General features: G+C 66.3%; 16 protein-coding genes. 8 read left to right on the plus strand and 8 right to left on the minus strand.

Features of this window, described 5'->3' with window-relative positions; all coding sequences use genetic code 11:
* Position 1: 1 nt before the first annotated feature.
* Both pspB and pspA read right to left on the minus strand, forming a co-directional pair.
* Positions 2-274, minus strand: a complete 273-nt coding sequence (gene pspB / locus ACX40Y_RS15990; RefSeq protein ID WP_459120555.1) for an envelope stress response membrane protein PspB — start codon at positions 272-274, stop codon at positions 2-4.
* A 4-nt stretch (positions 275-278) separates the two neighbouring features.
* Positions 279-947 (minus strand): phage shock protein PspA, encoded by a 669-nt coding sequence (gene pspA, locus ACX40Y_RS15995; protein WP_459120556.1) that lies wholly within the window; start codon positions 945-947, stop codon positions 279-281.
* Between the two features lie 388 nt (positions 948-1,335).
* On the opposite strand from pspA, the gene pspF reads away from it, so the two are divergent.
* A complete protein-coding gene (gene pspF, locus ACX40Y_RS16000; protein WP_459120557.1) occupies positions 1,336-2,382 on the plus strand; it encodes a phage shock protein operon transcriptional activator in 1,047 nt (348 codons plus the stop codon).
* A 2-nt stretch (positions 2,383-2,384) separates the two neighbouring features.
* Here pspF and ACX40Y_RS16005 read toward each other — a convergent pair whose 3' ends face one another.
* Both ACX40Y_RS16005 and ACX40Y_RS16010 read right to left on the minus strand, forming a co-directional pair.
* Entirely contained in the window at positions 2,385-3,314 is a 930-nt protein-coding gene (locus ACX40Y_RS16005; protein ID WP_459120558.1) for an alpha/beta fold hydrolase, read from the minus strand.
* Positions 3,315-4,298, minus strand: a complete 984-nt coding sequence (locus ACX40Y_RS16010; protein ID WP_459120559.1) for an alpha/beta hydrolase — start codon at positions 4,296-4,298, stop codon at positions 3,315-3,317. It abuts the gene before it with no gap.
* A 190-nt stretch (positions 4,299-4,488) separates the two neighbouring features.
* Here ACX40Y_RS16010 and ACX40Y_RS16015 point away from each other — a divergent pair, with 190 nt between their 5' ends.
* A complete protein-coding gene (locus tag ACX40Y_RS16015; RefSeq protein ID WP_459120560.1) occupies positions 4,489-5,508 on the plus strand; it encodes an extracellular catalytic domain type 2 short-chain-length polyhydroxyalkanoate depolymerase in 1,020 nt (339 codons plus the stop codon).
* Positions 5,509-5,535: 27 nt separating this feature from the next.
* Here the strand turns inward: ACX40Y_RS16015 and ACX40Y_RS16020 are convergent, their stop codons facing one another.
* Complete coding sequence (locus tag ACX40Y_RS16020; RefSeq protein ID WP_459120561.1) at positions 5,536-5,931, minus strand: winged helix-turn-helix transcriptional regulator; 396 nt, start codon at positions 5,929-5,931, stop codon at positions 5,536-5,538.
* Between the two features lie 102 nt (positions 5,932-6,033).
* On the opposite strand from ACX40Y_RS16020, the gene ACX40Y_RS16025 reads away from it, so the two are divergent.
* The gene (locus ACX40Y_RS16025) at positions 6,034-6,807 is read left to right on the plus strand and encodes an SDR family oxidoreductase (RefSeq protein ID WP_459120562.1); all 774 of its coding nucleotides are present in this window, start codon (positions 6,034-6,036) and stop codon (positions 6,805-6,807) included.
* A 201-nt stretch (positions 6,808-7,008) separates the two neighbouring features.
* Here ACX40Y_RS16025 and ACX40Y_RS16030 read toward each other — a convergent pair whose 3' ends face one another.
* Both ACX40Y_RS16030 and ACX40Y_RS16035 read right to left on the minus strand, forming a co-directional pair.
* Positions 7,009-8,088 (minus strand): 1,9-bis(guanidino)-5-aza-nonane synthase, encoded by a 1,080-nt coding sequence (locus ACX40Y_RS16030; protein WP_459120563.1) that lies wholly within the window; start codon positions 8,086-8,088, stop codon positions 7,009-7,011.
* Between the two features lie 187 nt (positions 8,089-8,275).
* Positions 8,276-9,502 carry a type III PLP-dependent enzyme domain-containing protein gene (locus tag ACX40Y_RS16035; RefSeq protein WP_459120564.1) on the minus strand — a complete coding sequence of 409 codons (1,227 nt, stop codon included), beginning with the start codon at positions 9,500-9,502 and terminating at the stop codon, positions 8,276-8,278.
* A 161-nt stretch (positions 9,503-9,663) separates the two neighbouring features.
* Here ACX40Y_RS16035 and ACX40Y_RS16040 point away from each other — a divergent pair, with 161 nt between their 5' ends.
* Genes ACX40Y_RS16040 through ACX40Y_RS16050 form a run of 3 tightly spaced genes read left to right on the plus strand, consistent with a single transcriptional unit; the run spans position 9,664 to position 10,971 of the window.
* On the plus strand, positions 9,664-10,623 hold the full coding sequence (locus ACX40Y_RS16040) for a threonine ammonia-lyase (protein WP_459120565.1): 960 nt from the start codon (positions 9,664-9,666) through the stop codon (positions 10,621-10,623).
* Complete coding sequence (locus ACX40Y_RS16045; RefSeq protein WP_459120566.1) at positions 10,589-10,801, plus strand: hypothetical protein; 213 nt, start codon at positions 10,589-10,591, stop codon at positions 10,799-10,801. Before ACX40Y_RS16040 ends, ACX40Y_RS16045 begins: the two co-directional genes overlap by 35 nt.
* Positions 10,798-10,971 carry a hypothetical protein gene (locus tag ACX40Y_RS16050; RefSeq protein ID WP_459120567.1) on the plus strand — a complete coding sequence of 58 codons (174 nt, stop codon included), beginning with the start codon at positions 10,798-10,800 and terminating at the stop codon, positions 10,969-10,971. Before ACX40Y_RS16045 ends, ACX40Y_RS16050 begins: the two co-directional genes overlap by 4 nt.
* A gap of 54 nt (positions 10,972-11,025) precedes the next feature.
* Here the strand turns inward: ACX40Y_RS16050 and ACX40Y_RS16055 are convergent, their stop codons facing one another.
* A complete protein-coding gene (locus tag ACX40Y_RS16055) occupies positions 11,026-11,682 on the minus strand; it encodes an alpha/beta hydrolase (protein WP_459120568.1) in 657 nt (218 codons plus the stop codon).
* A 92-nt stretch (positions 11,683-11,774) separates the two neighbouring features.
* On the opposite strand from ACX40Y_RS16055, the gene ACX40Y_RS16060 reads away from it, so the two are divergent.
* Both ACX40Y_RS16060 and ACX40Y_RS16065 read left to right on the plus strand, forming a co-directional pair.
* A complete protein-coding gene (locus tag ACX40Y_RS16060; protein WP_459120569.1) occupies positions 11,775-12,851 on the plus strand; it encodes a cysteine desulfurase family protein in 1,077 nt (358 codons plus the stop codon).
* Positions 12,848-13,492: cysteine desulfurase family protein (locus ACX40Y_RS16065; RefSeq protein ID WP_459120570.1), on the plus strand; the 645-nt coding region annotated here is incomplete at its 3' end. The genes ACX40Y_RS16060 and ACX40Y_RS16065, both read left to right, overlap by 4 nt.

Raw genomic sequence — 13,492 nt, forward strand, 5'->3', positions numbered from 1 at the left:
TTCAGTTCCTCCGTGAAGGATCGAATTCGCTGGGCTCGTGGCGGTTGGCCGAGAGCGGGCGATAGTCGGGGTTGTCGGCGGCGATGATGCGTTCGACCGTCATCAACCGGTCCTCCAGCATCCGCGCCGTGCGATACAGGTCGTCGAGCAGGTTCTCGTCTTCCCGTGTGATCGTGCCCGCCTGCTTCCACTTGGTGACATAGTGAAAGACGATCCAGGGCAGACCGAGGAAGAGGATTGCGCAGACGAAGACCGGGATGAGAAAGTCGTTCACCGTATCAGGCTCCCTTGTTAAGGCGGGCCTTCAGCGCTTCGAGCTCGGCATCGACCTTTTCCGACGAGCGGAGTTCGGCGATTTCCTCTTCGAGCGTCTTGGGATTTCCGCCCAGGCCCATCGCATCGGCGCGACCTTCGGCCATATCGACGCGGCGCTCAAGGATTTCGAAGCGCGAGAACGCATCCTGCATCTTTGCGCCGTTGGTCATTTCGCGCAGCTTCGCGCGGTTGTTGGCGCTCTCCAGCCGGGCGACGATCGTGTTCTGGCGAACGCGCGCCTCGCGCAGCTTGTTCTGCAGCTTGGTGATGTCCTCTTCCGACGCCTTGAGCGACTCGTCGAGCACCGCGATCTCTTCGTTCAGCTGGTTGCACATGTCGGCGGCCTTCTGGCGTTCGATGAGCGCGGCCTTGGCGAGATCTTCGCGGTCCTTCGACAGCGCCAGCTCGGCCTTTTCGGTCCAGCTCTCCTGGAGCTTTTCCAGCTTGGCGATGTGGCGGCGCATTTCCTTCTGGTCGGCGATGGTGCGGGCGGCACTGGCGCGGACCTCGACCAGCGTCTCCTCCATCTCGAGGATGATCATGCGAACCATCTTTGCGGGATCTTCCGCCTTGTCGAGCAGATCGGTGACGTTGGCGGCGATGATGTCGCGGGTTCGCGAGAAGATACCCATGTTCAGACACTCCTTCGTGAATTTTGCCGCCGGAAGGGTTGGGGGCCCTTCCGGCGGACCCCGCTCACCGAGGGAAGGTGAGCCGGGGAGACCTCGTTTCGCCTCAGGCGATCGCGGGGCCGACCGCACCGGCCATGAAGATGGCGCTGGCGAAGAAGGCGAAAGCGACCGCGACGAAGGCGTTGCGGAGATTGGTGGCTTGTTCGTACATCGTCTTTTCCTTGAACCTTGAGGTTGTTCGTTTGCCCGTTGTCCGGGCTTGCCAACATCATTGCAGGGAGCGTGCCAATTTTGAAAATGGCAGAAAACCGTGCTTTTCGAGACATGTCGCCAATCCAGCCCAAAAAGTAACTTGCCAAAAGTTGGCAATTTTCGCCAATCATAGGGCATGGAGCGCACCACACAGGTCATCGGCCAATCCACTGCCTTTCTAGATGCGCTGGAACGCGCCAGTCGCGCCGCCACGCTCGATCGCCCGGTGCTGGTGATCGGCGAGCGCGGCACCGGCAAGGAACTAGTCGCGGAGCGCCTGCATCGCCTGAGCCAGCGTTGGGATCAGCCGCTGGTGACGATGAACTGCGCGGCGCTGCCGGAGACGTTGATCGAGGCCGAACTGTTCGGCCATGAGGCCGGGGCCTTTACCGGCGCCACCAAGGCTCGGGTCGGGCGGTTCGAGGAAGCCGATGGCGGCACGCTGTTCCTCGACGAACTCGGCACGCTGTCGATGGGCGCGCAGGAACGGCTGCTTCGCGCGGTCGAATATGGCGAGATCACCCGCATCGGATCGTCGCGCGCGATGCGCGTCGATGTGCGGATCGTTGCAGCGACGAACGAGCATTTGCCGGCGCGGGTGGATAAGGGGACGTTTCGCGCCGACCTTCTCGATCGGCTCAGCTTCGAAGTGGTGACGCTGCCGCCGCTACGCCATCGCGGTGGCGATGTGGAGGTGCTCGCCGATTTCTACGGCCGGCGCATGGCGGCCGAGCTCGGTCGTGACACGTGGCTGGGCTGGGGGCCGAACGCGCTGGACGCGCTGCTCGGTTATGACTGGCCAGGCAATGTCCGCGAGCTGCGCAACGTGGTCGAGCGGGCGGTCTATCGGTGGGAACGCGAGGGGCCGATCGACGAAATCGAGATTGATCCGTTTGCATCGCCCTATCGGCCGCGGCCGATGGCGACGTCGGCAAGCACAGGCGAGCGCCCCGCAGTGACTGAAGCTGCGCCAGCTTCAACCGTTACGCCCTCTGCCGAGCCGGCCACCGACAGCGGCGGCGATTTCAAGACGCGTGTGGCGAGGTTCGAGCGCAAGCTGCTTTCGCAGGCGCTGGCCGAACACCGGTTCAACCAGCGAGCGACCGCCGAGGCGCTGGGGCTTACCTATGATCAGCTTCGCCATGCGCTGAAACGCCACGACCTGCTTGGCGTCAGCGCGTGACGCTAGTGATTTGCATTAGCCAGCGAATTTGGTGCGACGACTGGTTGCTCGAACGCCTTCGCGGCGATGAAATCGGCGACCTGCTTTCCCTGCGGCGTAGCGGGGGTGATGATGTTGAAATGGTCCGCGCCGCCGGGGGCGAGCTTCACAACCGTATCGCCTGAAAGGAGTGCTGCCCTTGCATAGGGCTCCATCATCATGCCCAGTTCGCCGGTGACGAGCAGCTGATGGACGCCGAGCGGCAGATGGTCTTGCGGCGTGGCGAGCGCATAGGCGGCGGGCCTCTCTTCCGGGGTGCCACCCACGAACGGGACGATAGCGGGGCCGCCACAGATTTCAGCGTCGACGCCGATAAACGGTGCGAGCGATCCCGGGCCGTCGATCGCCACGACCGTGACCGGCTTTACCGTCATTGCCCCGGCGATCGGATCGTCGAGTTTGGCGCGGGCAGCGTCCCACAGGGCGAGATGCGCGCCCGAGCTGTGGCCGATCACCGCAACCCGCCCGAGATCGATCGGCTGGGTGCGGGCGAGGACGGCGAGGAAATCCGTGGCAGCCGCGATGTCCTGGAAGGTGCCGGGGTAGCCGCCGCCGGGATTGCCGACGCGACGATATTCGATGTTCCAGGTGGCAATACCCCGCGCTGCCAGCGCCGCCGCCAGCGGCGCCGTGCCCGTCAGGTCTTCGAGCTGCGCGTTCCAGCAGCCGCCGTGAATCACCACCGCCACCGGAAAGGGGCCTTTGCCGGCGGGTAGGCGTAACTCGCCGCGCTGCAACAGATCGGTGCCATAGCTGGCCACCAATGTCGGCGCGGGGACTGTCTTCTTCGCGGCGATCAACTGCCGATACGAATCGCTTTGCCCGATCGCAGGCGGGGCGCCGAGCGAAAGCGCGGCGGCGAGCATCGGTGCGATGAGAAAAGCATGACGCATTCAGAGCACCTCCATCCAGCGAGCGAACAGATCGGGCCATAGACGCGCGGGCGCACGCGGCGGAAGATTGGATATGCCGAAGCCGTGGCCGCCCTTCTGGAACAGATGCGCCTCCACGGGCACGCCAGCGCGGCGGCAAGCCTCAGCCATCGCGATGCTCTGCGTCACCGGCACCGTGCCGTCATCCATCGCATGGGCGAGGAAAATGGGTGGCGTGGTGGCGTGGACCCGGTCGAGCGGGGTATGCCGCGCCAACACCGACGGATCCCGATTGTCGCCGAGCAGGGCGCCCCCCGAGCGACTGTTCGGCCCCGCGGTTGCGAACGAGACCACGGGGTAGACAAGACCGGTAAAGGCCGGACGCGCCGACACCCGATCCGCCGCGTCGATCGGCGCATAGACCGCATCGCCGTGCCCGACGGCCAGATCGGCGGCGAGGTGGCCCCCGGCCGAGAAGCCGAGCACGCCGAGCCGCGCCGGATCGACACTCCAGCTAGAAGCGCTCATGCGGATCAGTCGCATCGCTCGCTGGGCATCCTGAAGCGGCACGTCCCATCGACGCGCCCAGCCTTCACCGGGCAGGCGATAGGCCAGCACGAAGACGGTAATCCCCTGTGCATTGAGTGCGGCTGCAACATCGACGCCTTCGTTCGTCGCGGACAGAAAGCTGTAGCCGCCGCCGGGCATCACGAGCACGGCGCGGCCGTCGGGCCGGGCTGCGCGAAACACCGCGACCGTCGGCGTGGCGATGCCGCGCAGCCACAGCTCGTTGCGCTCGCGCCCGGCCGCTTCTTCAACCGGCGTGGGAAGCACCGCAGGCGCACCCGGGGCTGCGGCTGGCCACAGCCGGAAATGTTCGGCCGGCGGCCAGCGAGGCGAGGCCTGCGCGTCGGCGGCATGCGCCCGAGCGGCGGCAGGCACGAGCGGCGCGGCGGCGCCAAAGGCGGCCATGCGTGTCAGCAGTCGGCGGCGGATCAGATTCAAGCGACGCTCCCGATGATTTTCCAGACGCTTACGCCGCCGGGCGCCCAACGGAAAGCGGCTCGCGCTCATTCGCTTGTTCGCAGGTGCGGCATAACTTGATATGGTGCCCGCGGAGTCGCAGCCGAGAGGCGGACGCCGCAGATCGCGGTGCCGTCGACCTGATCCATTCCTTCTTTCCGGGGGGTGAGCGATGCGAATTCCACTGCAGTTGCTGGTTCTGCTGGTGTTGTTGATCCCGTCGGCAACCTTGGGGAAGGCCGCGCCCGACGCCGGCGCGCTGCCGGCGCTCGGCGCCGATCCGGCACAGGTTTCGGTCTCCGGCCTTTCCTCGGGCGGATTCATGGCGGTGCAATATGGCGTTGCCTGGTCGAGCGAGGTGATGGGCGTGGGCGTGGTCGCCGGCGGCCCCTATAACTGCGCCCCACCGGCCGGGGCCGTGTTCATTCAGCTCTGTATGCGCGGCGATCCGCCAGCGGCGCGAAGCTGGAAATCTGCCTGGGGCTTTGCCCGCGATCGCGTGATCGATCCGGTCGCCAACATCGCGCGGCAGCGCGTATATCTGTTCAGCGGCAGCCGGGATTCGGTGGTGGCGCCCGGCGTGATGCGCTCGCTGCGCGATTTCTATTCACTCGCGGGCGTGCCCGGATCTGCACTGTCCTTCGTCGATGCGATGCCGGCCGGCCACGCGTTCGTATCGGCGAAGATCGGCGAGACATGCGCGGAAAATGGCGGCATCTATGTCGTCCGGTGCGCATTCGACGGCGGGTTCTACGATCAGCCAGGCGCAATCCTCCATCATCTTTACAGCTTGCGATACAAGCCCGCCGCCACGCTCTCGGCAACGCCCTTTGCGTTCGATCAGGCGCGCTATGGCGGGGGACAGGCGGCGATGGCCGCGCGCGGCTATGCCTTTGTGCCGGCACGCTGCCGCATCGATGGCGCGCGCTGCGCAGTGCATGTCGTGTTGCACGGTTGTCGACAGAGTGCCGATGCGATCCAAAGCGACGCGATCTACGGCCAGCTGGGCTATAATCGCTGGGCTGACAGCAACGGCATCGTCATTCTCTATCCGCAGGTGAATGCCAGCCTGATGAACCCGATGGGGTGTTGGGACTGGTGGGGCTATACGGGCTGGAATTTCCAGCTGCGCCACGGCCCTCAGATCGAAGCGATCCACCGGATGGTGGAAGGCGTGCTGAAGACCGCGTGACCGATCGGGGATGCGGGCGCGATCATCTTAGGCTTCGCGCAGGCGAGCGTCGAATCTGCGTCGGCACGCCTCGATGCGCTCAAGGTTCGCGGCCGCCCAGTACCAGACGCCGCAAAAGGCCTCGCCCAGGCTCTCGCCCAGATCGGTGAGCCGATATTCGACGCGCGGGGGAATGACCGGGTGGACGGTGCGGATCACCAGCCCGTCGCGTTCCATCTGGCGCAAGGTCTGGGTGAGCATCTTCTGGCTGATGCCCTGCACGGCTCTGCCGATCCGGGTGAAACGCATCTCGCCCTGCTCGGCGAGCAGCTCAAGGATCAGCATCGTCCATTTGTCGGCGACGCGGCCGATCACCTCGGTGACGAGCGCCTCGACGCGCGGATCGACCTCGTTCGATTCGCGATCCGATGCGAGACTGGACATGGCTTCGCTCTCTTTCCGGTGCGTATAAATCTTTTCGGTGCCTTCTTTCGTTCAGAATGTACCGACGTACATCAAGCGCCGCAACGTGATATGGAGGCTTTGATGAAGACCAGCGGCAACACCATTCTGATTACCGGCGGCGGCTCCGGCATCGGCGCGGCGCTCGCGAAGCGCTTCCATGACGCGGGCAACACGGTGATCGTCGCCGGCCGGCGGCTCGACGCGCTGGAGGCGGCGTGCGAGGGGCGGGCGAACATGCATGCGATGACGCTCGACGTGGAGAGCGCGGAGGCAGTGGCCGATTTCGCAGGCCGGCTGCTCGGGGCGCATCCCGGGCTGAACGTGCTGATCAACAATGCGGGGATCATGCGGTTCGAGGCACTGGATACGAAGCGCGACCTGGCCGATGCCGAGGCGACGATCACCACCAACCTGCTCGGGCCGATCCGGCTGATCGATGCGCTAGTCGACCATCTGGTCGCCACCCCGGACGCGGCAATCGTCAACGTGACGTCCGGACTGGCCTTCGTCCCGCTGGTGACGACACCGACCTACAACGCCACCAAGGCGGCGATCCACAGCTACACCGTGGCGCTCCGCTCGGTGCTGGAGGGGCAGGTCGAGGTGATCGAACTGGCCCCGCCGGCGGTGCAGACCGAACTGACGCCGGGCCAGAGCCGGCGCCCCGGCTATCAGCCGCTCGATGAGTTTGCCGACGAGGTGATGGCGCTGTTCGGGCAGGCGCCGACGCCGAAGGAAGTGCTGGTCGAGCGGGTGAAGTTCCTCCGCGACTCCGAGCGCGAGGGCCGGTTCGAGGAGACGCTGACGCAGCTGAATGCGATGGCGAAGGCTGCGCGCGAAGCCGTGGAGGGGTGACCTACTAGATCCTCCCCGGAACGGGGAGGGGGACCGCCGCCGAAGGCGGTGGTGGAGGGGGATCTCCAAGAGGGCCTCGCCCGCGGCAATCCCCCTCCACCATGCCGCGCATGGTCCCCCCTCCCCGTGCCGGGGAGGATTGAAAAGCAAAACGGCCGGGGATCGCCCCCCGGCCGTTTCGTTTGTCGCTCCCGAAAGGGCTCAGGCGAACAGCTTCGCCCAGCCGCGCTTGGCGCGGTCCTTCCAGTAGCCGCGGTGGTACGCGTCCGAGGCCAGCAGCGGCATCACCGAACCGGCTTCCGCGAACACCATCTGCTCGATGCCGGTGTTCACCTTGCCCCAGCTGGCGGCTTCCTGCAGCGTCGAGGACGAGCAGGCGCCGTCGCGCACGTCGGCGACGGTGATCTGCACCGCATACTTGTGCACTTCCACATCCTCATGGCCGAGGATCTCGGCGCAGACGACGGTGTCCTGGATGAAGTTCTTCGGCACGCCGCCGCCGATCATCAGCAGGCCGGTGGTGCCCGCCTGGATCTTGATCTCGGTCAGCTCGCGGAAGTCCGCGACCGCGTCGATCATCAGATAGGGCTTGCCGGCCTTCATCTGGTCGACCTGGTGCTTGACGAGGCCGAAGCCCGCCGAGCTGTCGACGAACGCCGGGCAGAAGATCGGCACGTCATGCTCATAGGCGAGCTTGACGAGGCTGTTTTCCTTCTTGCCGTGCTCGGACAGATACTTGCCCATCTCGCGGATGAAGGCGCGACTCGAATAGGCGCGCGGCTCCAGCTCGTTCGCGATCTTGTTGATCGTGAAGTCGCAGTCCTGGAGCTGCTCCTCGTCGATATACGTGTCGTAGATGCGGTCGATGTAGAGCGAGCGCAGCGTGTCGTCGTCGGGGATCTCGAGCGCCTGATAGTGCTTGTGGCCCAGGCCCTCGAAGAAATCCATGTCGACGATGGTCGCGCCGGTGGCGACGATCACGTCGACCATGTTGTTGCGCACCAGATCCGCATAGAGGTCCATGCAGCCGCCGGCCGAGGTCGAGCCCGCGATCACGAGGCAGACCGTGCAGTCCTTGTCGGCCAGCATGTCGTTGTAGATCTTGGTCGCGCGGCCGAGATCGCGGCTGGTGAAGCTCATATCGGCCATCGCGTCGACGATCGGGCGCGCGTCGAAGCTCTTGATGTCGATGTGCTTGACCTGCTTGGAAAGCAGCTCGGCCTTGCGAGTGTCGTTGATCGGGGCGTTGGCCGCCGCGGTCTTGGTGAGGGTGTCGGACATGGGAACTCCCAATACTTCCTATGGCCGCCGTCATTCAAAGGGGACGCGGAAACCCGTTCGATGGCCCTCTAGGGAAAAGAAGCGCCAAAAAGAATAGCCGCCATCCCGGCAGATGCCGGGGCCTCCCGCCACGCAGCGATCGCTGGTGGCGGGAGATGCCAGCCGGTGCCGGCATGACGGGATATGATTACAGCTTGACGACGTTCGAGATCAGCGACTCGTCTTCGTCCTCGCCGGTGTAGAGCGACGTCATCGGCTCGTCGTTGACGATCACGGTGTCACCGGCGGTGAAGCCGTTGAAACCGGTACGCATCGCCGCGCCATAGGCGCCGAGCATGCCGATTTCGATATAGTCGCCCGCCTGGATGTCCGCCGGAAGGTCAAACGGCCCAGCCATGTGATCCATATCGTCGCAGGTCGGGCCATAGAAGCTGAAGCCCATGTCCTTCGCGTTCGAATCCGGCTCGCGCAGCAGGCGGACCGGGAAGCGCCAGCCGATATGTGCCGCATCGAAGAGCGCGCCATACGCGCCGTCGTTGATGTACAGCTCGTCGCCGCGGCGCTTTTCGACGCGCACGATCAGCGAGCTGTATTCGGCGCACAGCGCACGGCCCGGCTCGGCCCATAGTTCCGCCGAATAGGAAATCGGCAGGCTTTCGAAGGCGCGGTGGATCGTCGCGAAATAGCGCTCGAGCGGAGGCGGCTCCATGCCGGGATAGCTGGACGGGAACCCGCCACCGACATCCACGACGTCGACCGTGACGCCCGCCTCGACGATCGCGATCCGGGCGCGCTCCATCGCATTGGCATAGGCTTCCGGCGACATCGCCTGGCTGCCGACATGGAAGCAGATGCCCAGGGCATCTGCGACCTGGCGAACCGCGATCAGCAGCTCCTTGCTCTCCCCCGGGCCGACGCCGAACTTCGACGCGAGGCTCAGCTTCGAGTGATCGGAGGAGACGCGCAGCCGCACGCACAGCGTGAGATCGGTCGCGCCCTTGGTGGCGCGGACGATCTTGTCCAGCTCTTCCATGCTGTCCAGGCTGAACACGCGGACGCCATGCTCGAAATACGCCTCGGCAACGGCTTCCTCAGCCTTAACCGGGTGCATGAAGCACAGGGTCGCTTCCGGCGCGACGCTCGCGACGAGGCGGACCTCGGCGATCGACGCGACGTCGAAATGCGTGATTCCGCTCTCCCACAGGATCTTGATCAGATCCGGCGAGGGGTTCGCCTTCACGGCATACATCGAGCGGCCCGGGAACTTCTCAGCAAAGAAGCGGGCAGCACGCGATGCGGCATGCGGACGGACGAGCGTGACCGGCTGGACCGGACGAAGCTTAGCGATATCGGCAACACGGGTGGTGCCGGTGTGGGTGGTCGCTAACCCCAGCGCGCGATGATGCTTGTGCAACTCAAGGGACCTCCAAATGCCGTGAGGCAAACATTGACGAAAAGCTGCCTTGCGGTTGGAAGTCCCATGGGGCAGCGGAAGGGGGCACATAGGGACCACGAGCGATGCTGTAAAGCGATTCGAGGGTCCGTTTTTATACGGCGAGGGATTTTGTGACGATTATGCGACAACCGACCCGTGCCGGGGTGCGCGATGCCGCGGCGAAGGTGGCGGCGCTGTTGCCGCCCACGCCCTTGCTGACGCATGAAGTGCGCGGGGTAACAGTGTGTTTCAAAGCTGAAAACCTGCAACCGGTTGGGGCGTTCAAAATCCGCGGTGCGTGGCATCGCCTGACGGCGCTAAATGAAGCGGCGCGGGCCAGGGGGGTCGTGGCGTTCTCGTCCGGCAATCATGCGCAGGGCATCGCCTGGGCCGCGAAACGGCTCAACATCCCGGCCGTCATCGTGATGCCGCACGATGCGCCGCGGACGAAGCTCGATTCGACGCTCGCATTGGGGGCGGAGGTGGTGCGTTACGACCGTGCCAGTGAAAGCCGCGAGACGATTGCCGCGCAGTTGGCCCACGCGCGCGGCGCGGTGCTGGTGCCGAGCTTCGACGACCCCTGGGTGATCGAGGGGCAGGGCAGCGCGGGCGTCGAGGCGGCCGCGCAGATGAGCGAGGCCGCGCTGGCGCCGCCGGCTCGCGTGGTGGTGCCGTGCGGCGGCGGCGGCTTGGCGTCGGGCCTTGCGCTCGCGATTCCCGATGCCGAAATCGTCACCGTCGAACCGGAAGGCTGGGATGACATGCGCCGCAGCCTCGAAGCGGGCTGGATCGAACCGGTGGGCGAGGCGCCGCCGCCCACCGCGTGCGATTCGCTGCAAACCAAGCGCGTCTCGCAGCTTACGTTCGACGTTCTGTCGAGGCGGGGTGCGACCGGGATCGCGGTATCGGAGGCGGAGGTCCGCGCGGCACAGCGCTGGGCCGCGCATCGGCTGCGGGTGGTGGTGGAGCCGGGCGGTGCCGCGGCGCTGGCCGCGCTGCTCGCCGGCAAGGTCGTTCCGGCGCCGGGCTTGCTCGTGATCCTTTCCGGGGGCAACGTGGATCCCGATGCCTATGCCAAAACCCTCGCAACCGCGGACTGAGTCCGGCCACCCGCTCGGGGCATTCCTCGCTCGGGTCGCAAGCCTGGGCACGCATGCGCTCGGCTATTTCCTGTGGGCGCTGCTGCGGCTGATCTATCGCGGCGAGCCGAAGCTGGCGGCGATGTTCGCCGGGATCGGCGCGCTGCTCGCGGTTACGGTCTGGACCGTTGCGACATGAGCCGGATCGCGGCATTTTCGCCGCTGGCGACGAGCATCGCCGTGCTGGCGGTGTTCGCGCTGCTGGTGGGGGGCGTGATCGTGGTCCGGCGGGGGGATCGCACACGGGGCGTGCTGATGCTCGCCTGCGCGGTGGTGATCATGGGCAATGTGCTGATCTGGACGCTCTAGCGTCGCCAGCCTTTGCGTGGCCCGGCGGCGTCCGCCGGACCACGTCGGGCAGGTTCAGCGAATCGGGCAGTTGGGGTCGAGCCGCATGTCGAGATAGCGGTCGACCGAGCCCATCAGCTGATCCATCTCGTGCTCGAAAAAGTGGTTCGCGCCTGGAATGGTGTCGTGATGGATCGTGATGTGCTTCTGGGTGCGCAGCTTGTCGACCAGCTTCTGCACCGCGCCGGGCGTTACGACCTCGTCCTGCTCGCCCTGAACGATGATGCCCGAGCTGGGGCAGGGCGCCAGGAAGGTGAAATCGAACATGTTGGCCGGCGGCGCGACCGAGATGAAGCCGCGGATTTCCGGCCGGCGCATCAGCAGCTGCATGCCGATCCACGCGCCGAATCCGAACCCGGCGACCCAGGTGGTCGATGCTTCGGGATGGAAGCTCTGTACCCAATCGAGCGCGCTGGCGGCGTCGGACAGTTCGCCGATGCCGTTGTCGAACACGCCTTGGCTCTTGCCGACGCCGCGGAAGTTGAAGCGCAGCGTGGCGAATCCGCGGCGCTGGAACGTCTTGTAGAGTTCCTGCGTGATGCGGTTGTTCATCGTGCCGCCGGCATTGGGATGCGGATGAAGGATCATCGCCACAGGTGCGCGCGGGCGGGGTGCGGGGGCGAAACGCCCCTCAAGGCGGCCTTCGGGGCCGGGAAAGATCACTTCGGGCAAGGCGGTTCCTGTCGCTAGGTGGAGAGCGCGGTGGAGCGCGCGAACTTGGTCGCTATATAGGCAGCACGTCATCCGACGCAATTGGAACGGAAATGGCCCCACGCATCTATCTCGATCATGCGGCGACGACGCCGGTGCTGCCACAGGCGTCGGCGGCGGTGGCGGAGGCGATGGCGCATTGGGCCAACCCGTCCTCGCCGCACAATGCCGGGCGCGCGGCACGCGCGATGCTGGAGGATGCGCGGCGGCGGATCGCGGCGGCCTATGGCTGGGCGCACGAGATCGTGCTGACCAGCGGCGCGAGCGAGTCGCTGGGCATCGCGATGGGCCGCAGCGTCGTCGCCAACCGCGTGGTCACCGCCGTCGAGCACGATGCGGTGCTGCGCCTGTCCGAAGGCGCGGCGGTGCTGCCGGTCGATCGCGGCGGCTGCGTCGACCTGATGGCGCTTGGCGATCGGCTGACCGCGCCGGGCCGGACGCTCGTCTGTGTGCAATGGGCGAATAGCGAGACCGGCGTGATCCAGCCGATCGCCGCTATCGCCGAGGCGGTGCATGCGGCCGGCGGGGTGCTACTGGTCGATGCGGCGCAGATGCCGGCGCGTGCCGATCCGGAGGTGCTGCGCCACGCCGATCTGGTGGCGGTATCGGCGCACAAGCGGGGTGGCCCGCCGGGGATCGGCGCGTTGCTGGTCCGCGACTTCGCGCTGCTCCTGCCCACCGGCGGGCAGGAAAAGGGCTATCGTGCTGGGACCGAGAATCTGCCCGGCGCGATGGGCTATGCCGCCGCGATCGAGTCGCCGGAGGATCTGGCGCGGATGGCGCAACTGCGCACCCGGCTGGAGCAGGGAATTGCCGACGCCGGCGCCGAAATCATCGGCGCAGAGCGCCGGCGGAGCCCGCTGATCGGCGCCTATCGCATGCCCGGCGTGTCGGCGGCGGCGCAACTGATCCGATTCGATCTTGCCGGCATCGCGGTGTCCGCAGGTAGCGCCTGTTCGTCCGGGAGCATGCGGCCCAGCCATGTGCTGGCCGCGATGGGCATGGTCGAGCCCGCGCTGCGCGAGGTGGTGCGGGTGAGTTTCGGACGCAGCACGAACGAAGAGGAGATCGACCGGTTCGTCGCGCTGTGGCGGGATGTGGCGGCGGCGGCATCGGCGCGCGCGGCGTGATCTATCTCGACTATCAGGCGACGACGCCGCTCGCACCGGAAGCCTTGCAGGCGATGCTGCCCTGGCTCGAACAGCAGCACGCCAATCCGCATTCGCCGCATGGGCCCGGTCGCGCCGCGCGGGCGGCGGTGGAAGTGGCGCGCGAACAGGTCGCCGCGCTGCTTCCCGCCGGCGGCAGCGTCGCCTTCACCAGCGGCGCCACCGAGGCGCTGAACTGGGCGATCAAGGGCACAAGCGGCCCGATCGTGACGCTGGCGACCGAACATGCGGCGGTGCTCGATACCGTCGCCGCCGAAGCCGCGACGGGGCGAGCCGTCACCGTCCTTCCGGTCGGCGACGACGGGCTGGTCGATCTCGATGTCGCGCGCGCCGCGATTTCGCCCGGCGCGGGGCTGGTGGCGGCGATGCTGGTCAACAACGAAATCGGCGTGATCCAGCCGATCGCGGCGCTTGCGGAAATTGCCCACGCCGCGGGCGCGCGGTTCCTGTGCGATGCGGTTCAGGGCTATGGCCGGGTTGCCGTGCCCGAGACATGCGATCTGATCGCGATTTCGGCGCACAAGATCCACGGACCCAAGGGGATCGGCGCGCTATGGGTGCGCGATGGTGCGGAGACAGGACCACCGACGAACGGGGGTGTT

This window comes from Sphingomonas sp. RS6 (genome assembly GCF_054489705.1).